Origin of the sequence: Helicobacter sp. MIT 00-7814 (genome assembly GCF_003364115.1) — a bacterium.
Classification (GTDB): Bacteria; Campylobacterota; Campylobacteria; order Campylobacterales; family Helicobacteraceae; genus Helicobacter_F.
The window spans coordinates 92281-110576 of the sequence record NZ_NXLL01000001.1 but is presented as its reverse complement, the minus strand read 5'-3'; the positions used below and the strand labels follow the sequence as shown (position 1 = coordinate 110576).

Below are 18296 nucleotides of genomic sequence, written 5' to 3'. Positions count from 1 at the left end.
AAAATGAAAGATAAAAAATGAGAGAATCCCGCGCGAGTGTGAGCATCGAGCTTTTATGTAGCATTGTGATTTTTGGCGTGGTTGGCATTGCGTGTGTGAGCGCGAGCTTGCAATTTAGCAAGCATTTTTTTAGCCTCTCCCCCACGCGCACGCTAGATTCTCACATCGCACTTTTAAAAATACAAAATCTCCTTTCAGATTCTATAAACCTCACACTTTCCCCCACAAGCGTAACATTTCATCTTATCGATAGGCAAAAGCTCTTTGGCTTTGGGGATAAAAACTTCACAAATCCAAGATTTAGCGCGCAAGATAGCGAACTACTTTTGCCAAAAGTCCCGCTTGAAATCCTTTTCACACAAGGTAAAACCCTGCATCTTGCTTCACATTTGCAAGCCCAAAGCTTTGTTGCAGGCGAAAGTCTAGCGCTTCTTTGTCTGCAGCAAAACGCGCAAGGGCAAGTTCTCGCGCAGGCAAATCTTGCTAAGATTACAAATGCTTCACAAGATAAGCTCACGCTAGATTCCACCCCTCCGCAAGCCTGCAAGGCGCTTTTGCCCCTAGAGCAAGAGACTATGCACTTGCAGTATGTGGATAATAAACTCTTTTTTAATAACGAGCTTTTGCTAGATTCTGTGCAGAGTTTTGAATTGAAACAAGTCTTTTTGCAGGATTTGAGCGAGTTTGTTGTTATTAGCTTTTGTAGGGATTCTCTGTGTTTTGAAGGTGGGGCGTTTGTGAATACAAATGCGCTTGTCGTGGAGATTCCATAAATGCAAAAATTTTATAAAACACGCGCCTTTAGCACACTTTATAGCGTGTTTTTGTTTATTTTTATTACGCTTACTCTAAGTTATCTTTTTGCCTTTTCACCAGTCGCGCCAAAAGCCCATATCCACGCAAAAACTCAACTTGAACTCTATGCAAAAAGTATGCAAAATCTTGCCCTAAAATGCCTGCAAACGCTAGGATTAAACGAATGCAGGCTTTTAGAGGCGCAATTTGAAAAGGGCTATTTTTTCACCGCGCGCATAAATCCTTTGGAGGATTCTCTTTATATGCTCGATATTAGTGGTTTTGTGAAAAATCCCGTGAGCGCAAACACCCAGCGTATCACCAAGCGTCAGATTCTATTGAAAAAGTAAGCTCTTAATGTTTTCTTAGGAAAAATATCTTATAATGCATGCTTACTTAAACACAAGGAGTTGGCATGTTTCACGAATACAGAGATGAGGTAACCGCGCTAAAGACGCAAAACGCGCATTTTGCGAAAGTTTTTGAAGAGCATAATGAGTTAGATGATAGAATTAAGCGTATCGAAGATGGCGAGGAATTGCTTTCTGATATGGAATTAGAAGTGTTGAAAAAACAAAAACTTTTGCTCAAAGATGAAGCGTATGCGATGATTTTAGAATACCGCAAAGCACACAAGGGCTAGGATTATGCAAATAGATTCTAAGCTTTTAGAAAAGCTTGAGCGCCTAAGTATGCTAGATTTAAGCGCGGAAAAAAAGGAGCAAATCGCCATAGAACTAAGTGAGATTCTAGGCTTTGTGGAAAATTTGGAAACGCTCAATATCCAAATGCCCGAGGACTCCCAAAATGGCTTCCAAAAAGAGACACTCAAAACACCAATGCGCAAAGATGTGCCAATAGATAGCAATATCGCTAAAGATGTCCTAGCGCACGCACCACAGAGCGAAGAAGGCTTTTTTATTGTGCCAAAAATCATCGAATAGCACGCTAGATTCTATCAAGCTGCCAAACGAATGGAAGGAGCTTTTGGGCGATTTTTTGCAAAGCCCTTCTTTTGCTTCCATCAGGGCAGAATACTTGCGCGCGTATAAAGCTGGCAAGATTCTCTATCCACCTGCAAAATTACTTTTCAAGGCTTTTTATCTCACGCTTCCGCAAAATGTACGCGTTGTCATTTTGGGACAAGATCCCTATCATGGCGCGCTTAGGGTGAGAGATTCTAATGGTGCAGAAACCCTTATCCCTCAAGCCATGGGGCTAAGCTTTTCTGTGCCAAGACCGCTTCCCCCGCCACCTTCACTCAAAAATATTTACAAAGAGCTTGTGCGCACGACTTCTTTTATCCCGCCAAATCACGGCGATTTGAGCGCGTGGGGCGAAAGAGGCGTGTTGCTACTCAATGCGATTTTAAGCGTTGAGGCAAATAAACCAACTTCGCACAAAGACTTTGGCTGGGAAAATTTCAGCGATTGCGTGATAAGTGCGCTTTCTAGGCATTTTGAAGGCATTGTTTTTATGCTTTGGGGCGCGTATGCAAAGAAAAAGGCGCATTTAATCGATCCTAAAAAACATTGCATTCTTACCGCGCCGCACCCAAGCCCGCTAGCGCAAGGATTTGTAGGCAGTGGCGTTTTTGAAAAGGCACAAGCCTATTTTATCGCGTGCGGACAAAGCCCCATTGATTGGAGTTTGTGAAAAAGTGAGGCGCGCTTATTTTTTGCTTATGCTTTGTGTGTCTTTTGCACCTTTGGGCGCGCTTGATTTTGATGCCATTTATGCGTATGTGGCGTATAAAAGCGGGCATTATGAAAAGGCGCTGAAAATCTATGATGATATTTATGCGCGCTCAAAAACTTGCAAAAATGCCTACAACCTCGCAAATGCGCATTACAAACTGCATTCTTTTGCAAGTGCGCTAAAATTTTACAAACAAGCGCTTGAGTTGCCATGTGCTGGGGAAAATGCGTTAGATTCTAACCAGCAGGATAGAATCTTACAATCTCATCAACCAAACAACATTGCAGAATCCACAGATCAGAGCAATCAAAAAACGCCGAGTATGTGCGCGCAAGCGAAGTGTAAACAAGCTTTCGCGGAGCCGAGCGGAATTCACTTCCGCGAAGGTGATACATCTAATGGAATAAGCTCTAGGCTTCAGCGTGCCAAAATTTGGCATAATCTTGGCAATACGCTTTTTATGCTGGAGCGTTTGAGTGAGAGCAAAATCGCTTACACAAACGCCCTTAGCTTGTATCAAACCACCCAAAGCGCGCAAAATATCGCCTATGTCGATGAAATACTTGCTAAAAAGCAATCGCAGGCAATAATTTTTAAAAGAGATTTTCAGCATTCACAAACACCAGATTCTCACGCCACAAAGTTTTTTGCGCCAAATTTAGAGGGCTTGCACCAAATACCACAAGATTCTGACAAAACCACTTTGGAGACGTGGTAATCTTAAGCGCAAAAGGCTTGTTTTAGCGCTTTTGTGTAATAATATAAAAAATTTTAAGGGGAGAATATGGGACAAACAAAAATCATCGCGGCGAACTTCAAATGCAACCTCACGCGCGCACAGACAAAGAGCTATGTTGAAAATCTGGATTCTACTTTGACTGGGGATTTTAAGACGGATTCTAAGGCAAAGGCGCGTGTCGTGGTGTTCCCTAACCAAAGTGCTTTGCTTGAAAATAAATTTCGCACCCTCACAATCGGCGCACAAAATGCTATAAATGCGCAAAATGGCGCATTTACGGGCGAAATTGGCTTAGAGCAACTCGCAGAATTTGGCATTAACACCATTCTTATCGGGCATAGCGAGCGCAGAAGCCTTTTTGGCGAAAATCAAAAAAGTGTGGCGCAAAAGTTTGCGTTTTTCAAAGAGCAAAATTTTAGTATTTTTTACTGCATTGGTGAGAGTTTAGAAGTGCGCCAGAATGGGAAAGTTGCGGAATTTTTGCAAAGTCAGTTTGAAGGCATTGATGTGAAGTATAAAAATCTCATTATCGCGTATGAGCCTATTTGGGCGATTGGCACGGGGGTGAGTGCGAGCCTAAAAGAGATACAAGATACGCATGAAATTTTGCGTAACCTTTCAAGCGCGCCACTACTTTATGGTGGTAGCGTGAATGAAAAAAATGCAAGAGAAATTTTGTCTTTGCCAAATGTCGATGGCGTGCTGGTAGGAAGTGCGAGCTTAGAGAGAGAGAAATTTTTACAAATTATAGATTCTGTCTTTTAAGAATCTTAGGCGGATTCTTAAAAAAGATTACTTAAAGCTGGATTGTTGCCACGCGTGGGGTAAAGCGTGGCGGATAGGGATTTAGATTTTTGCCTGTGTGTGGATTTCTCTAAAGGTTTCAAAGACATCACCCACTTTTATATCATTGAAATTTTCTAGCATAATCCCGCATTCATAGCCTTTGCTGACTTCTTTAGCATCATCTTTAAAGCGCTTGAGCGAGGTGATTTGCCCCGTATGCACGACTACGCCATCTCGGATAAGGCGCACTTTGATTCCGCGCTGGATTGTGCCTTCAACCACCATGCACCCTGCCACAACGCCGACTTTTGGAATACTGAAAGTCTCGCGCACTTGCGCTTGTCCGGTGTTTTCCTCTTCAATCACTGGCGACATAAGCCCGCTTAAAAGCCCTTTTATCTCATCAAGCAACGCATAAATAATTGAATAAGTCTTAATCTCCACGCCAAGCTCTTTTGCCTTAGCTTTCACGCTTCCAGTTGGGCGGATATTAAAGCCCAAAATAAGGCAGTTTTGCTTCGTGGCGCACAAGTCGATATCGCTCTCACTCACGCCACCCACGCCAAAACTGATGATATTTACGCGCACTTCATCATTGCTAAGTTTTTCCAAGCTTGATTTAATCGCTTCCAAACTTCCCTGTGTGTCGGCTTTGATGATAAGCGGAAGGGTTTTAAGATTACCTTGCGCGACCATATCGCCAAGCTCTTCAAAGGTGACTTTGGTGCTTTTGCTTAGCTCTTTTTGGCGCAAGTAAAGTGCGCGTTTTTGTGCAAATTCCCTTGCTTGCGTGTCAGAATCCACCGCAATAAGTGCACTTCCAGCATCAGGCACTTCAGATAAACCAACAATTTGCGCGACAAAAGAAGGTGTGAGCGCATTAATATTTTTGCCCATATCATCACTCATTGCGCGGATTCTCCCAAATGCTGTGCCTGCCACGACAGAATCCCCAATTTTAAGCGTGCCACTTTGCACGATGATTGTCGCCACAGGACCGCGTCCTTTTTCCAAACTTCCTTCTAGCACCACAGCTTTTGCCTTGCCTTCGCTAGGGGCTTTGAGCTCTAGCAATTCAGCTTGTATAAGGATTGTCTCAAGCAAAGAATCTACGCCTTCACCAGTCTTTGCAGAAATAGGGATAAACTCATATTCCCCGCCCCACTCATTTGGCGTAAATCCAAGCTCTGCACACTCGGCTTTGAGCTTATCAGGATTTGCATTTTCCTTATCCATTTTATTCATCGCGATGATGATTTGCACATTTGCAGCCTTTGCGTGATTGAGCGCTTCGATAGTTTGGGGTTTCACGCCATCATCTGCGGCAATGACGATGATTGCGATATCAGTCACTTGCGCGCCACGGCTTCGCATGCTTGTGAAAGCCTCATGTCCGGGCGTGTCAATAAAGCTCATCATCTTGCCATTTTTTTCTACCATATACGCGCCGATGTGCTGAGTGATACCGCCAGATTCTTTAGCGGCAATGCGTGAGTTGCGGATATAATCAAGCAAAGAAGTTTTCCCATGATCCACATGCCCCATAATGGTAATCACCGCTGGGCGCTCCTTTGGCGCAAACTCCTTATCCTGCTCTTTGTAAATCTCCTCTAGCTCGCTCTTATCCTCCACAATCTCTACTTGAATCTTAAATTCTTCAGCCAAAATCTCTATAGAATCTTTATCCAAAAAGTCGTTTTTTGTTGCCATTACGCCGAGATTGAAAAGCACTTTGATGACATCTTTTAGCTCTCTCCCGCTTAAATCTGCAAACTCATACACGCGCACTTCTTCAGGGATTGCGATAACGCTTTTTAACTCTTTTGCGCTTTCTTTTGGTGCGTATTTTTTCTTGCTTCTGCCACCGCGTTTTATCGAGCCTTCACTCATCCATGGGCTTTTGCGATGGACTTGCACTCTTTCAGTGATGGCTTGTTTGATTCTATTTTCTTCCTCTTCATCGCGCATTTCTTGCTCATTTAAGTCAAAAAGCACGATTTCATCTTGCTCATCATCATAATCGCGCTCGAAGTTAAATTCCCTATCCTCCAAAATATCCATTTTTTGCTGGGAAGTGTGCTTTGGTGCGGTTTTTGGCTTGATTGTGGCTTTTTTGGGCTTAGCTCTGCTGTATTCCTCATCTTGTGTTTGGGCGAATAATTCCCTCGCGCTTAGCACATGCGAAGTTTTGCTTTTTTGCGTAGTAGCTGGCTTTTCCTCCTGCTCGTTTTTGCGCACGATACGCAAGCCTTTTTTAGGCATTGGCATTTTTGATTCTGTAGTTTCTTGTGTTTGTATTTCATTTTGTGGCGCAGTATTTTGCGCGCTTAAAGATTCTGCTTCTTGCGCCCCATCTTGGGTTTCCTGTATTTTAGTGGATTTTTTTGCGGTGGTTTTTTTGGGCGCTTTTTCTTTAGTGTCTTTAGATTCTTTAGTTTTTGTGGTTTTTTTGGGCGCTTTTGGCTCTTTTTCTTCTTTTGGGGGGATTGGATTTTCGCCAGTTGTGAGAAATTGATACAACAAGCCAGCTTCTTCTTGTGTGACACTTGAAGAGACAGATTTTACATTTAATCCCATTTGCAGGGCTTTTTCCAGCGCCTCTTTTGGTGTTTTAGCGCATTCTTTTGCGACTTCGCTTATTCTTATTTTTTCCATATTGTATTTACTCCTTCTGAAACTTCCAAAATCTTATAGCGCTTTGTAATACTTTTTAATGTTTTTGGATTTGCTTGACATTCCTTGCATACATAAAAGCTCCTGCCACTCCCGCTAAAGACGCACAGCACAGCTTCTCTAGCTTGAAGACGCAAAATCAAGCTTTGGTGGAAGCGTTTTCTACAAGCAATGCACATTCTCGTCTGCTTTGGATTGCGCATTATACCAAAATTCCTCCCTTTGCAAATGTATTTCTAAAATGCCTTTTTAAGTTTAGAGAATCTATCGTATGCGCTTGTGAGCTAGCGTTTGCTTAAGAAACTCTAAAATAATCGGGTTTGGATTTTTGAGCCTTGAGGTAAATTCTGGGTGGAATTGCACCGCCACAAACCACGGGTGATTTTCTAATTCAATTGCTTCAATGAGCCCATTACTTTCCCCACTCACAATAAGCCCTGCTTTTTGCAAAGCTTCTTTATACGCTGGATTTGCCTCATAGCGGTGGCGGTGGCGCTCTTTGATAAGCTCTTGTTTGTAGGCATCATAAAGCTTTGTGCCTTTTTTAATCTTGCATTCATATTCGCCCAAACGCATCGTGCCTCCCATAGGCGAAGTGTGCGTTCTAAGCTGTTTATTCCCTTGAGAATCTATAAAATCTTCGATTAAATAAATCACAGGCTCTTTTGTGTCTTTGTCAAACTCGCTAGAATTTGCCTCCTTAATGCCTAGCACATTGCGCGCATACTCGATAATGCTAAGCTGCATGCCAAGGCAGATTCCAAGCAAAGGGATTTTGTTTTCCCTCGCATAGGTAATCGCGCGCAACTTCCCTTCAATCCCACGCTCCCCAAAGCCCCCGGGGATAAGGATAGAATCCACTTCATCTAAAATACTTATATTATCTTCTAGCAATTCACTATCAATCCACTTGATATTTACGCGCGTATTTGTGTTTGCTCCAGCGTGGATAAGCGCTTCTATTAAGGATTTGTAAGATTCTTTCAAAGAGAGATATTTACCCACAAAACCAATGGTTATGGTGTCTTTTGGCGAGATGATTTTTTTTACAAGCATATCCCATTCGTCCATATTTGGGCTTAACTCTCCCAAGTCAAAAATGCGCGCAAGTGGCACCAAAATACCTTCTTGTAAAAAATCTAGCGGGCATTGATAAATGCTTTGAGAATCTTTTGCCACAATCACGCTATCATCATCGACATCGCAACTTAGCGCGAGTTTGCGCTTAAGATCAATGCTTAGCATTTTTTCACTACGCGCCACAAGAATCTGCGGTGAAATCCCAATTCTGCGCAATTCCTGCACGCTGTGCTGTGTTGGCTTTGTCTTTAGCTCACCAGCAGCACGCACAAGCGGGATAAGCGTCACATGCACGCTCACAACGCGCTTTAACCCTAGTTCGTGTTTCATCTGTCGCATCGCCTCTAAATATGGCATTCCTTCCATATCGCCAACGGTGCCGCCAAGCTCAACGATGAGAAAATCATACGCGCTTCCATCAGCTTGATTAATCCCTGCAAGGCGGATTCTATGTTTTATCTCATCAACGATATGCGGGACGATTTGAATAGTTTTGCCTAGATATTTGCCTTTGCGCTCATTTTCAATCACTGAAAGATACACCTGCCCGGTGGTGAAGTTATTTGTCTTATAAAAATTTTTATTTAAAAAGCGCTCATAATGCCCTATGTCTAAATCCGTCTCCGCACCATCGCTTGTGACAAACACTTCGCCATGCTCTAGCGGACTCATCGTGCCCGGATCGACATTGATATAAGGATCAATCTTTAAAATACTCACATTAAAACCGCTATGTTGCAAAAGTGTCGCAAGCGAAGATGAGGTGATTCCCTTACCAAGCGAGCTTAAAACGCCACCGGTTACAAAGATATACTTCACCTCTTTTTTAGAGCTAGATTCTGTATGAGATGGATTTTTCATAATTTTGCCTTTGACTTAAACTTGAGAGAAAATTTTTGCGTAATTATAAAGCGCGAATTCTATAAATTCCTTGAATTTCTCTACTTTTACAATGAGATTATTTACCACTTTGTATTTTTTAGCTTGTAAGATTGCGCCTTTATACAACTTTTCAATTTCCACAACACATAAGGAGCAAATAGCATGCTATTAATTGCTTTATTTTTATTGCTGTATAGTTTGCCTAGCATTATCTTAGCGCTTTTGCAATGCACACATATCAAAAAGGCTCTCACCAAAGAGGCTATTTTGCTAGATTCTAAAGATTATTTGAAAGCTGGATATTATGCGCTAGCAAACCTGCGCCTTGGAATCATAGAAAAAATCATCGATGCGGTGGTGTTTTGTGCGTGGATTAGCTTTGGGCTTGGCGCACTTTGGGCGTATCTTAGCGCTTTTGGGCTAAATTTTTATTTGCAAGGTGTGATTTTCCTTTTGCTTCTTTTTTTGATAAGCGCGCTTATCAAGCTTCCGCTTTCGCTGTATCAAACCTTTGGCATTGATAAGAAATATGGATTCTGCAAGCAAAGTGTCGGGCTCTTTTTTGTGGATTTGCTAAAATCTAGCGTGCTTGGGATTCTTATCGGCGGAGCGATTTTTTATGGCTTATTGTGGGTGATTGGGAATTTTGAATATTGGTGGATAGCTGGATTCTGCCTTGTGTTTGCCATTGTCATCGTGGCAAATGCCATTTATCCCACGCTCATCGCGCCACTTTTTAATAAGTTTGCACCATTAGAAGATATCGAGCTAAAAAACCGCATAGAATCTTTACTCTCACAAGTTGGCTTTAAAAGCTCTGGCGTGTTTGTGATGGACGCGAGCAAAAGAGATGGGCGACTAAATGCGTATTTTGGGGGCATTGGTAGGACAAAGCGCGTGGTGCTTTTTGACACGCTACTTGATAAGATTAGCAAAGATGGGCTTTTGGCGATTTTGGGGCATGAGTTGGGGCATTTCAAGCATAAGGATATTTTGAAAAATATTTTTATCGCTGGGAGCTTTTTATTTGTGCTTTTTTTCATCGCTTCGCATTTCCCCGCGATTTTTTACACCCAAAGCGCATTGCCTCAAAATAGCGCTGGCACGCTAAGCTTATTACTTTTGCTAGAGCCTGTGCTGTCGTTTTGGTTTTTGCCGATTATGGGGTATTTTTCACGCAAGGCAGAATATGGCGCTGATGCCTTTGGCGCGAGTTTGTCATCCAAAAACCACCTTGCAAATGCGCTTGTGCGCTTGGTGAATGAAAATAAAGAATTCCCTAGCTCGCATCCTTTGTATATCTTTTTTTACTATTCGCATCCGCCACTTTTGGAACGCCTCAAAGCACTTGATTATGAAGTAAGTGCAAAAGCCTAAGCTTTAGAATCAATGACAATTGCTTGCGCGCTTGAAAAGGCTAGGGCGCTTTTAAATAACGCGCCTTTTGTCAAAAAAGACCTTTCTTTAAATCCCACACTGCCAAAACCCCGCGTAAGTTTAGAATCTGAACTTTTATTAAGCCATATTTTGGGGGAAGAGAGAATCTTTTTGCATACATTTGGCGAAAAGCCTCTTTCAAAGGAGCAAGAAAATGAATTTTTTGCACTTATCAAAAGACGCGCAAATGGCGAACCTATCGAATATCTTACAGGAAAAGTGAGTTTTTATGGTGAGGAATTTTTTATAGAATCTGGTGTGCTTATCCCGCGTACGGAAAGTGAGATTCTCATCGATAAAGTGCAGGCATTGCTTACGCAAACTAACGCACAAGAAATCTTTGAAGTTGGCGTTGGCTCGGGCATTATCGCGCTAACCCTCGCGCGCTTAAATCCAAAGCTTAGAATCTACGCAAGCGATATTAACCAAAAAGCCCTCGCTTTGAGTGCAAAAAATTGCGCGCATTTTGGGCTAGATTCTCAAGTTTCGCTTTTCTTTGGCTCGCTACTAGAGCCTTTCATCACAAATCTTGGCGCACAAAAGCTTAAAGGCGCGCTTATTGTTTCAAATCCGCCTTACATCGCAAACGATTATCCTCTAAGCACGCCTCTTAAGTTTGAGCCACAAAATGCGCTTTTTGGCGGGGAAAGGGGCAGCGAGATTTTAGAAGCGTTGATTTTAGAATCTAAGCGCGTGGGCGCTAGGGCGCTGGTGTGTGAAATGGGCTATGATCAAAAGGAATTTTTAAGCGCGTTTATCGCGCGAATTGCGCATAAAAAGCTAGAGTTTTATAAGGATTTGAGCGGGTTTGATAGGGGCTTTGTGCTGGAATTTTTTTAAGATTTTTGTGCGCGCAAAAAGCGCAAAGGCACAAAAAATGCTAGAATCCCCGCATAAATTCTCCCCATATTTTCAATTTTAAGGAACGCAAATGAAAATTTCCCTACAATGCGAGAATCTTCTTCTGCAAAGCACGCTAGAATATTTTTTAAAAGACTATATTTGCGAGGAAACGCAGAGTGATTTTGTCCTAAGCGATATCCCAAAGCCCACGCTAAAGCCACTTTGCCTACTAGGAAGCAAGGATTGCGATATTTTACAGCCTTTCACACCGCAAAGCCTTATGCAAAGCTTAAAAACTTTCTACAACACGCATTGCCTCAAACTTGCAGGCTCAAATCTGCAAAGTCAAGCATTACAAAGCGAAGTAGAAGCGCTCATGCAAGAATACACCAAAAAACTTATCGCTCTTTTACAGCGCTAATTTGAATGCTAATGCAAAAGCCACACGCAAGAGATTCTAAAATCCCAGCTATCCGCATAAACAGCGGGATTTTAAAAGGTTTCAAATTAGAATTTCCTTTTATCGAGCAAAAATCCCAAACTCGCCCAACTAAGGCGATTGTAAGAGAATCTTTTTTCAATTCCATCGGCGTGCAGATTAAAGGAGCGAGTTTTATTGAAGCTTTTGGCGGAAGCGGCTCTATGGGGATAGAAGCGCTTAGCCATGGTGCAAAAGAAGCGCTATTTTTTGAATCTAATTTCCAAAACGCACAGATTCTCTCTCATAATCTCGCGCGTGCAAAGGCGCGTCATAGCGCATTGCAATTTAAAGTTTTTGCGCAGGATTTTTTCACCTCTAGCGCGCTTTTGGCGAGCTTACAAAATGCAAGCATTCTCTATCTTGACCCGCCATTTTTCGTGCGCGCTGGTATGGAGGATATGTATGTGCGCTGTTTTGAGTTTATCGCGCAGATTGAGAATCCCCATATTTTTCTTTGTGCGTTTGAAGGAATGAGCGAGGCGAAAATTCCTCAAAGTCTTGGAAATTTTGTTAAAATAAAACACAAAAAATTTGGAAAAAGCACGATATCGTATTTTTCAAACACACAAGGAGAATTCCATGGCTGAAGAACAAGAAAACACTCAAGCTAGCGCAGAAAACAAGAAAAATAAGACGATTTTATTTGTGATTATTGGCGTTGGCGTTTTGCTTATTTTGTTGCTGGTGGTGATTGTCGTGCTTGTATTTACAAGCTCAAATGGCAATGAAGCCCAGCCTCAGCAGGCTCAAGTCCAGCAGCAAACAGCCCAACCACAAACGCCAAAGATTGTCGTTGGCAACACCGTGAGCGCGCGCGCAACTGATTACGCGAAAGTCGGACCTATATTTCCCATCGCAGAGGAATTCCGCGTTAATCTAATGACGCAAACGGGTAAAAAAATTCTCATCACAAAAATAAATCTCGAGCTTGACAAGCCAGAAACACAACCAGAGATAGAATCAAAGCTTCCGATGCTAACTGATGCGATTATTGAAATCCTCGCATCAAAGTCGCTTGAAGAAGTCGCCACCACAAAGGGCAAAAATCGCCTGAAAGATGAAATCGTCCAAAGGCTCAATGAATTCCTCATCGATGGCAGCATTAAAAATGTCTTTTTCACAAGCTTCCTTATTGGCTAAAATTGGCAGATTCTAACGCGGTTTAAGGGCTTAATGAAGTGCTAGGCATTGATATGGTGAGCATTCCTAGAATGCGTGAATTTGTGGAAAAATTTGGGATTAGGGCAATGCAGCGCTTTTTATCAAATGATGAAATTACGCTTTGTCAAAGAAAAGAATCGCTCAATTATCATCGTTTAGCGGGATTTTGGGCGGCTAAAGAGGCGCTTAGCAAGGCTTTTGGTTGTGGGATTGGCAAGGAGCTTGGGTTTTTGGATATGACTATCAGCCTAGATTCTAAAGGCGCGCCACATATCACATTAAGCACGCAAAAACTTTGTAATTTTCAAGCGCAAAAGCATTTTTCCCACATCGCGCTAAGTATTACGCATGAGAGGGAGTTTGCCATTGCATGCGTGATGCTTAGATAAAAACATTGCAAAATAAAGGATTTTTTATGAGTGATTCTAAGGATTCTCAAACTTTTCAAGCGCAAACTTCGTGCAAGCCCCGTGTATTTTCCGGGATCCAGCCAACAGGCGATATACATTTGGGCAATTATTTAGGTGCGGTGAAAAATTGGGTAGATTCTCAAGATTTGTATGAAAATATTTTTTGCGTGGTGAATTCCCACGCCATCACTACGCGTCAAGATCCACAAATCTTACGCGCAAAGACTTATGAGCTAGCAGCGATGCTTTTGGCGTGTGGCATTGATATGCAAAAATCTAGCCTTTTTATCCAAAGCCAGATTGATGAGCATGCCGCGCTTGCGTGGATTTTGGATTGCAATATTCCGATGGGTGATATGAGCCGTATGACGCAGTTTAAGGATAAATCAAGTAAGAATCCAAAAAATATCAACGTCGGGCTTTTTAACTATCCAGCTTTAATGGCGGCGGATATTTTGCTTTATCAAGCCGATTTTGTGCCGGTGGGCGAGGATCAAAAACAGCATTTAGAGCTTACGCGCGATGTAGCGGAGCGCTTTAACCGCGATTTTGGCGAGTGCTTTAAGATTCCAAAACCGCTCATTCCAAAGGTTGGTGCGCGCGTCATGGGCTTTGATAATCCAGAATCTAAAATGAGCAAATCCGCTAAGGGCGAAAATCACGCGATTTTTTTGCTTGATAGCCCAGAAATTATTACGCGTAAATGCAAAAAAGCAGTCACAGATTCTCAAAGTGGCATTGTCTTTGATCCCGCACGCGCAGGGCTTTATAATCTTTTGTGTATTTATGAGATTTTTAGCGCGCAATCACGCGAGGCAATCGAGCAGGAGTTTGCAGGGGCAGGCTATGGCGTGCTAAAGGCGCGTTTAGCGGAAGTGTTGATAGAATCTCTGCGCGGGATACGAGAGGAATACACGCGCCTTGTGGCAGAAAAGGGCTATATCGAGCAGATTTTAGATTCTAGTGCAAATCGTGTGCGCGAAATCGCCCGCGATACTTATGTAAAGGCAAAAACACTTGTGGGATTGGTGTAGATTCTAAGAAAAATTAGAAATAATTAGAATCCCTGTAAATTACCTAGCAAATTTTAGTTATATGTGAAAATTTAATGAAAAATATTTGAAGTATTAAGAAAGATAAGGCGTGTCAAGCGTATGCCTGACACAAAATTAAAAACACAAAAAGTGTCTTTTAAGTCGCTTACGCGCGAGGTTTTGCCTCATTTACGCGTAAATTGCGCCCTTGGAAGTCTTTGTCATTAAGCGCTTCAATGGCTTTGAGTGCATCAGCATCTTCCATTTCCACGAAACCAAAGCCTTTTGGTCTGCCACTCTCATGGTCATTAATCAGCTTTACTGAAAAAACTTCCCCGAACTGCGAAAAAAGCTCCTTAACGCTCTCTTTTGATGCAGAATACACCAAATTCCCTACATAAATTGTCTTCAAACCAAACTCCTTTGTGTTTTCCTTAAAACTTTGGATTGCAAACAAAAAGGAAAGATCTTTTTTGAGGGCAAGCTAAAGCTTAGGTTTGAGCATTCTATTCTTAGAAAACTTAAACTCAGCTTAATATTATGCCTGCAAAGCCCTTGCAAGCTATTCATTACGCAAAACTGCAAGCGCGTCAATTTGCGAGGCTTTATAAGCTGGGTAATACGATGATGCACACACAATGACAATCGCCCCAAAAAGTGTGAGTAAAAAATCAATCGCGCTTAGCTCAAGCGGAAGTGTGCTTGTGCCATAAACATCAGCAGGCAGGGAAATGATAGGAAAATGACTTAGCACAAAAAGCGCAATGCAAGTCAGAATCACGCCAAGCACAATGCCACCCCCGCCAATCACCACACCGAGTAAAAAAAAGCTCTGCTTTATCTCTCTTTTGCTCGCACCCATTGAGAGCATAAGCGCAATCTCGCGCCTGCGCGTCATCACAACCATCAAAAGCGAGCTAATAATATTCAAACTCGCCATAAGGATAATAAGCATCAGCACGATAAAAAGCGCGCGCTTTTCTAGCTCCATCGCGGAAAAAAAATTCCCATTTTGCTCCCACCAGCCTTCAACGCCCACACGCTCGCTAAAATGTTGGCGCAAAAAATCTTTCAAAAGCTCTTTGTCCTTGAAAGCATCTTTGCTAAAAACATGGATTCCATCATAGAGCCCAGAATCTAGCTTTCGTAATTTCTGTAACGCGCTTAAATTCGTATAAATATACGCCTCATTATACGCCCTAAGCCCAGAATCAAACACATCCGCCACCTCAAAACGCTTGCTTTGCGGGAAAAGCCCAAATGCGCTGGGCTCAAGGTTTGTAAAATACAAACTTAGCTTATCGCCAGATTCTAAAAAATAGCGCAAACTTAGCTCTTTGCCAATGAGCGCGGAAAACTCATTTTCCCTAAATTGCGCGATTTTCTCTTTATCTAAAGCGCCATTTTCCCCCTCATACGCCTTTTTTACCACTTCATTAAGAGCGATTTCACTCTCTATATCAACGCCAAGCACCACCGCCGCATTCATATCATTTCCCGCGCGACTTAGGGCATTTGCGCGCAAATATGGGCTAAATAAAAGATTAGGAAACTGCACTTTTAAAGCTTGTAAAATCTCCTCACTCACGCCTTTTGAGCTCATTGCATAAATACTTAAAGGATAATTCATAATAAAAAGCTTACGCTCAAACTCTTTGCTCATACCATTCATTATCGCCATCGCCACGCACAGCACCATCACGCCAATGCCAACGCCAAAAAACGCCAAAAGCGCCGTAACACTGATAAAAGGCTGGCTTTTATCAAAGCGCAAATATTTTGGCAGGACATATAAACTTAATCGCAAATTTGGTCGCGCACGCATTTTTGAGAATCCTTAGAGCTTAGGTTTTAAGATTGTGTAAAATTTACACATTTAATTTTGAAAGGCAATTTTGAAGCGGATTCTAGCATTTTATATAAATATAGACAAAGATTTGAGCGAAAAATTTATTGCAATGTTTTTAGAGCTATTTTGGGCTCTCAAAAATGCCAAAAGTGCGAGATTCTCTTTAAAGAGTGTTTAATTCCTACACAAAAAGCGTTTAGATTGCATTTTTCTACAAAAGCGATTTTTGATTTTTAAAAAAAGCTGTTAGGATAGATTGTTTTTAATCAAACTTTAAGAAGGAGTGCGTATGGATCAGATTCAGAATTTCCAACCATTTGAGAGCATTTGGCTAAGCGCGTTTGTGGCGTTTTTGCCTATTTTGCTTTTCTTTGTTTCTCTTGTGGTGTTTAAGTTAAAGGGGCACACAGCGGGCTTTTTGACCGTTGTATGTGCGGCAATTATCGCAGTTGCGGCATTTAATATGCCTATTGATGCGATGGCGTGGAGCTTTGTGTATGGGGCATTGTATGGATTTTGGCCGATTGCGTGGATTATCATCGCGGCGATTTTCCTCTACAAGCTCACGGTGAAGTCTGGCTATTTTGATATTTTGCGTGAATCTATCATTGCTATCACGCCAGATCAGCGCTTGCAAGTGATTCTCATAGGATTTTGCTTTGGGGCGTTTTTGGAAGGTGCAATTGGATTTGGCGGACCTGTGGCGATTACGGCAGCGTTGCTTGTGGGGCTAGGTTTGCGTCCGCTTTATGCAGCTGGACTTTGTATGATTGCAAACACTGCTCCTGTGGCATTTGGCGCGGTTGGAATTCCGATTACTGCGATGGCTGGGGCTGTGCATGTGGATGCGATTAAAATTTCTGCAATGGCAGGACATATGCTTCCGCCACTTTCGCTTTTTGTGCCATTTTTCCTAGTTTTTTTGATGAATGGATTTAAAGGTGTGAAAGAAACATGGCCAGCGTGTTTTGTAGCAGGCGGGAGCTTTGCGATTGTGCAATTTATCACTGCGACGCAATTTGGACCAGAATTGCCAGATATTGCTTCAGCGGTTGTTTCAATTGCGTGTATGGCGGTATTCTTGCGCTTTTGGAAGCCAAAAAATGTTTTCAAATTCGATGAAGAAGTTGGCAACAGCGCAAAACTTGAAGTAAAAAAACATTCCACACAAGAAATTGTTTTGGCGTGGATGCCTTTTGTTATTCTCATCGGGATAATTGTGATTTGGACGCAACCTTGGTTTAAAGATCTTTTTGTCGGAGCTGGAGAAAAGCTTTCTGATGGTAAAACTATCGCTACAGAAGCGGGAATCTTAAGCGCACTTGTATTGAAGTTTAGTTTTAGTTCTTTAGCGGAGTTTGCACAGCATGCGCCTGTTTCAGTTGCGTCAGTCTTTAAAGTTCCGCTTATCAACACCGTTGGGACATCGATTCTTATCGTCGCACTCATCACAATGGTAATGCTTAAAGTCAAGGTTTCCACAGCTGTACGCACTTTTGGCGAAACGCTCAATGAAATGAAATTCGCAATCCTCACAATCTCGCTTGTTGTGGGCTTTGCATATATTTCAAACTATAGCGGTATTTCAGCTACCATAGCGCAAGCACTCGCACAAACAGGCAACGCATTTGCGTTCTTCTCACCTATAGTTGGTTGGATTGGTGTATTCCTAACAGGAAGCGATACAAGCTCAAACTTGCTCTTTGGCTCTTTGCAGCAGCTTACAGCACGTGAGCTTGGCATACCAGAAGTGCTATTCCTTGCAGCAAACTCTGTAGGTGGCGTGGTTGGGAAAATGATAAGCCCACAAAGTATCGCTATCGCGTGCGCGGCGGTTGGCTTGGTTGGCAAAGAATCTGATCTTTTCAAATACACGGTGAAATACTCTATTTTACTTGTTATCGGTGTAGGAGTTTTCACCTACCTCATCGCCTTCCATCTTACTTGGATTATCCCTTCATAAGGGATTTTCTAAGATTTAAGAGAATCTATAAAGATTCTCTTAAATCTTCAAATATCTTTATTAAAAATTTATCCTCTAACTCTTTTCGCTCGTGCAGACAAATTTAAAAGCGATTTCTTTTTGTGCCAAAAGATTCTCAAATTCTGTGCTTAAATACAGAATCTCTTCTTTGCTAAAATCCTCTTTTGTGCTTTCAAGGTAGATTGCCAGCGTGCAGTCGTGGGAATATTCGCGTGGAGCGGGGCAATGCTCAAAGATAAGCCCAAACTTTGCAAAGCTCGGACTTGCAAGCGCCCTACTTGCGACAAATGCCGCGCTTGTAGTTGGGAAAATAAGATAGCCTTGAAAAATCATTCACGCCCCTCAAAAATGCAATTAAAGCCCAAAATCTAAATCCAGAATCTAAGATGCAAAATCTAAAGCCCCAAACACAGACTCTAAACGCGGACTTATCGCAAATATTAA

General features: G+C 42.2%; 21 protein-coding genes. 15 read left to right on the top strand and 6 right to left on the bottom strand.

Features of this window, described 5'->3' with window-relative positions; translation table 11 throughout:
* Nucleotides 1-17 precede the first annotated feature (17 nt).
* From CQA49_RS00560 to CQA49_RS00530, 7 genes are all read left to right on the top strand, one after another.
* Nucleotides 18-773, top strand: coding sequence for a hypothetical protein (locus CQA49_RS00560; protein WP_115574018.1), 756 nt, complete (start codon nt 18-20; stop codon nt 771-773).
* On the top strand, nt 774-1145 hold the full coding sequence (locus tag CQA49_RS00555) for a hypothetical protein (protein ID WP_115574017.1): 372 nt from the start codon (nt 774-776) through the stop codon (nt 1143-1145).
* 65 nt (nt 1146-1210) lie between these two features.
* Nucleotides 1211-1438, top strand: a complete 228-nt coding sequence (locus CQA49_RS00550) for a YdcH family protein (RefSeq protein WP_115574016.1) — start codon at nt 1211-1213, stop codon at nt 1436-1438.
* A gap of 4 nt (nt 1439-1442) precedes the next feature.
* Nucleotides 1443-1739 (top strand): Asp-tRNA(Asn)/Glu-tRNA(Gln) amidotransferase subunit GatC, encoded by a 297-nt coding sequence (gene gatC / locus CQA49_RS00545; RefSeq protein WP_115574015.1) that lies wholly within the window; start codon nt 1443-1445, stop codon nt 1737-1739.
* Nucleotides 1717-2451, top strand: a complete 735-nt coding sequence (ung, locus tag CQA49_RS00540; protein WP_115574014.1) for a uracil-DNA glycosylase — start codon at nt 1717-1719, stop codon at nt 2449-2451. Before gatC ends, ung begins: the two co-directional genes overlap by 23 nt.
* Nucleotides 2381-3211: a tetratricopeptide repeat protein gene (locus tag CQA49_RS00535; RefSeq protein ID WP_181882566.1), complete on the top strand. Its 831-nt coding sequence runs from the start codon at nt 2381-2383 to the stop codon at nt 3209-3211. The genes ung and CQA49_RS00535 overlap by 71 nt, the downstream gene beginning before the upstream one ends.
* Before the next feature lie 66 nt (nt 3212-3277).
* The gene (locus CQA49_RS00530) at nt 3278-3997 is read left to right on the top strand and encodes a triose-phosphate isomerase (protein ID WP_115574012.1); all 720 of its coding nucleotides are present in this window, start codon (nt 3278-3280) and stop codon (nt 3995-3997) included.
* A gap of 81 nt (nt 3998-4078) precedes the next feature.
* Here the strand turns inward: CQA49_RS00530 and infB are convergent, their stop codons facing one another.
* From infB to pyrG, 3 genes are all read right to left on the bottom strand, one after another.
* Entirely contained in the window at nt 4079-6673 is a 2595-nt protein-coding gene (gene infB, locus CQA49_RS00525; RefSeq protein ID WP_115574011.1) for a translation initiation factor IF-2, read from the bottom strand.
* Complete coding sequence (locus CQA49_RS00520) at nt 6661-6894, bottom strand: DUF448 domain-containing protein (RefSeq protein WP_115574010.1); 234 nt, start codon at nt 6892-6894, stop codon at nt 6661-6663. The genes infB and CQA49_RS00520 overlap by 13 nt, the downstream gene beginning before the upstream one ends.
* Before the next feature lie 61 nt (nt 6895-6955).
* On the bottom strand, nt 6956-8632 hold the full coding sequence (pyrG, locus tag CQA49_RS00515) for a glutamine hydrolyzing CTP synthase (protein WP_115574009.1): 1677 nt from the start codon (nt 8630-8632) through the stop codon (nt 6956-6958).
* Nucleotides 8633-8815: 183 nt separating this feature from the next.
* Between pyrG and CQA49_RS00510 the strand changes: the two genes are divergently transcribed.
* From CQA49_RS00510 to trpS, 7 genes are all read left to right on the top strand, one after another.
* Nucleotides 8816-10030 carry a M48 family metallopeptidase gene (locus CQA49_RS00510; RefSeq protein ID WP_115574008.1) on the top strand — a complete coding sequence of 405 codons (1215 nt, stop codon included), beginning with the start codon at nt 8816-8818 and terminating at the stop codon, nt 10028-10030.
* 12 nt (nt 10031-10042) lie between these two features.
* Complete coding sequence (gene prmC / locus CQA49_RS00505) at nt 10043-10930, top strand: peptide chain release factor N(5)-glutamine methyltransferase (protein WP_115574007.1); 888 nt, start codon at nt 10043-10045, stop codon at nt 10928-10930.
* 91 nt (nt 10931-11021) lie between these two features.
* On the top strand, nt 11022-11354 hold the full coding sequence (locus CQA49_RS00500; RefSeq protein ID WP_115574006.1) for a hypothetical protein: 333 nt from the start codon (nt 11022-11024) through the stop codon (nt 11352-11354).
* Between the two features lie 11 nt (nt 11355-11365).
* Nucleotides 11366-12001: a 16S rRNA (guanine(966)-N(2))-methyltransferase RsmD gene (gene rsmD, locus CQA49_RS00495; protein WP_181882565.1), complete on the top strand. Its 636-nt coding sequence runs from the start codon at nt 11366-11368 to the stop codon at nt 11999-12001.
* Nucleotides 11994-12554: a flagellar basal body-associated protein FliL gene (fliL, locus tag CQA49_RS00490; RefSeq protein WP_115574004.1), complete on the top strand. Its 561-nt coding sequence runs from the start codon at nt 11994-11996 to the stop codon at nt 12552-12554. Before rsmD ends, fliL begins: the two co-directional genes overlap by 8 nt.
* Nucleotides 12555-12592: 38 nt before the next feature.
* Nucleotides 12593-12964, top strand: a complete 372-nt coding sequence (acpS, locus tag CQA49_RS00485) for a holo-ACP synthase (protein ID WP_115574003.1) — start codon at nt 12593-12595, stop codon at nt 12962-12964.
* 26 nt (nt 12965-12990) lie between these two features.
* On the top strand, nt 12991-14019 hold the full coding sequence (gene trpS, locus CQA49_RS00480; protein WP_115574002.1) for a tryptophan--tRNA ligase: 1029 nt from the start codon (nt 12991-12993) through the stop codon (nt 14017-14019).
* 166 nt (nt 14020-14185) lie between these two features.
* Here the strand turns inward: trpS and CQA49_RS00475 are convergent, their stop codons facing one another.
* Together CQA49_RS00475 and CQA49_RS00470 are read right to left on the bottom strand one after the other, a co-directional pair.
* Nucleotides 14186-14431 carry an RNA-binding protein gene (locus CQA49_RS00475; RefSeq protein ID WP_115574063.1) on the bottom strand — a complete coding sequence of 82 codons (246 nt, stop codon included), beginning with the start codon at nt 14429-14431 and terminating at the stop codon, nt 14186-14188.
* 150 nt (nt 14432-14581) lie between these two features.
* On the bottom strand, nt 14582-15844 hold the full coding sequence (locus tag CQA49_RS00470; protein WP_115574001.1) for an ABC transporter permease: 1263 nt from the start codon (nt 15842-15844) through the stop codon (nt 14582-14584).
* 313 nt (nt 15845-16157) lie between these two features.
* On the opposite strand from CQA49_RS00470, the gene CQA49_RS00460 reads away from it, so the two are divergent.
* Nucleotides 16158-17831, top strand: a complete 1674-nt coding sequence (locus CQA49_RS00460) for a lactate permease LctP family transporter (RefSeq protein ID WP_115573999.1) — start codon at nt 16158-16160, stop codon at nt 17829-17831.
* A 75-nt stretch (nt 17832-17906) separates the two neighbouring features.
* Here CQA49_RS00460 and CQA49_RS00455 read toward each other — a convergent pair whose 3' ends face one another.
* Nucleotides 17907-18185, bottom strand: a complete 279-nt coding sequence (locus CQA49_RS00455) for a putative Se/S carrier-like protein (protein ID WP_115573998.1) — start codon at nt 18183-18185, stop codon at nt 17907-17909.
* Nucleotides 18186-18296 lie beyond the last annotated feature (111 nt).

What these genes read in the sequence shown, in the direction of transcription:
- CQA49_RS00560 (WP_115574018.1), top strand. Translation starts at nt 18, where the DNA reads ATGAGAGAATCCCGCGCGAGTGTGAGCATCGAGCTTTTATGTAGCATT.
- CQA49_RS00555 (WP_115574017.1), top strand. Translation starts at nt 774, where the DNA reads ATGCAAAAATTTTATAAAACACGCGCCTTTAGCACACTTTATAGCGTG.
- CQA49_RS00550 (WP_115574016.1), top strand. Translation starts at nt 1,211, where the DNA reads ATGTTTCACGAATACAGAGATGAGGTAACCGCGCTAAAGACGCAAAAC.
- gatC (WP_115574015.1), top strand. Translation starts at nt 1,443, where the DNA reads ATGCAAATAGATTCTAAGCTTTTAGAAAAGCTTGAGCGCCTAAGTATG.
- CQA49_RS00530 (WP_115574012.1), top strand. Translation starts at nt 3,278, where the DNA reads ATGGGACAAACAAAAATCATCGCGGCGAACTTCAAATGCAACCTCACG.
- infB (WP_115574011.1), bottom strand. Translation starts at nt 6,673, where the DNA reads ATGGAAAAAATAAGAATAAGCGAAGTCGCAAAAGAATGCGCTAAAACA.
- CQA49_RS00520 (WP_115574010.1), bottom strand. Translation starts at nt 6,894, where the DNA reads ATGCGCAATCCAAAGCAGACGAGAATGTGCATTGCTTGTAGAAAACGC.
- pyrG (WP_115574009.1), bottom strand. Translation starts at nt 8,632, where the DNA reads ATGAAAAATCCATCTCATACAGAATCTAGCTCTAAAAAAGAGGTGAAG.
- CQA49_RS00510 (WP_115574008.1), top strand. Translation starts at nt 8,816, where the DNA reads ATGCTATTAATTGCTTTATTTTTATTGCTGTATAGTTTGCCTAGCATT.
- prmC (WP_115574007.1), top strand. Translation starts at nt 10,043, where the DNA reads ATGACAATTGCTTGCGCGCTTGAAAAGGCTAGGGCGCTTTTAAATAAC.
- CQA49_RS00500 (WP_115574006.1), top strand. Translation starts at nt 11,022, where the DNA reads ATGAAAATTTCCCTACAATGCGAGAATCTTCTTCTGCAAAGCACGCTA.
- rsmD (WP_181882565.1), top strand. Translation starts at nt 11,366, where the DNA reads ATGCAAAAGCCACACGCAAGAGATTCTAAAATCCCAGCTATCCGCATA.
- fliL (WP_115574004.1), top strand. Translation starts at nt 11,994, where the DNA reads ATGGCTGAAGAACAAGAAAACACTCAAGCTAGCGCAGAAAACAAGAAA.
- trpS (WP_115574002.1), top strand. Translation starts at nt 12,991, where the DNA reads ATGAGTGATTCTAAGGATTCTCAAACTTTTCAAGCGCAAACTTCGTGC.
- CQA49_RS00470 (WP_115574001.1), bottom strand. Translation starts at nt 15,844, where the DNA reads ATGCGTGCGCGACCAAATTTGCGATTAAGTTTATATGTCCTGCCAAAA.
- CQA49_RS00460 (WP_115573999.1), top strand. Translation starts at nt 16,158, where the DNA reads ATGGATCAGATTCAGAATTTCCAACCATTTGAGAGCATTTGGCTAAGC.
- CQA49_RS00455 (WP_115573998.1), bottom strand. Translation starts at nt 18,185, where the DNA reads ATGATTTTTCAAGGCTATCTTATTTTCCCAACTACAAGCGCGGCATTT.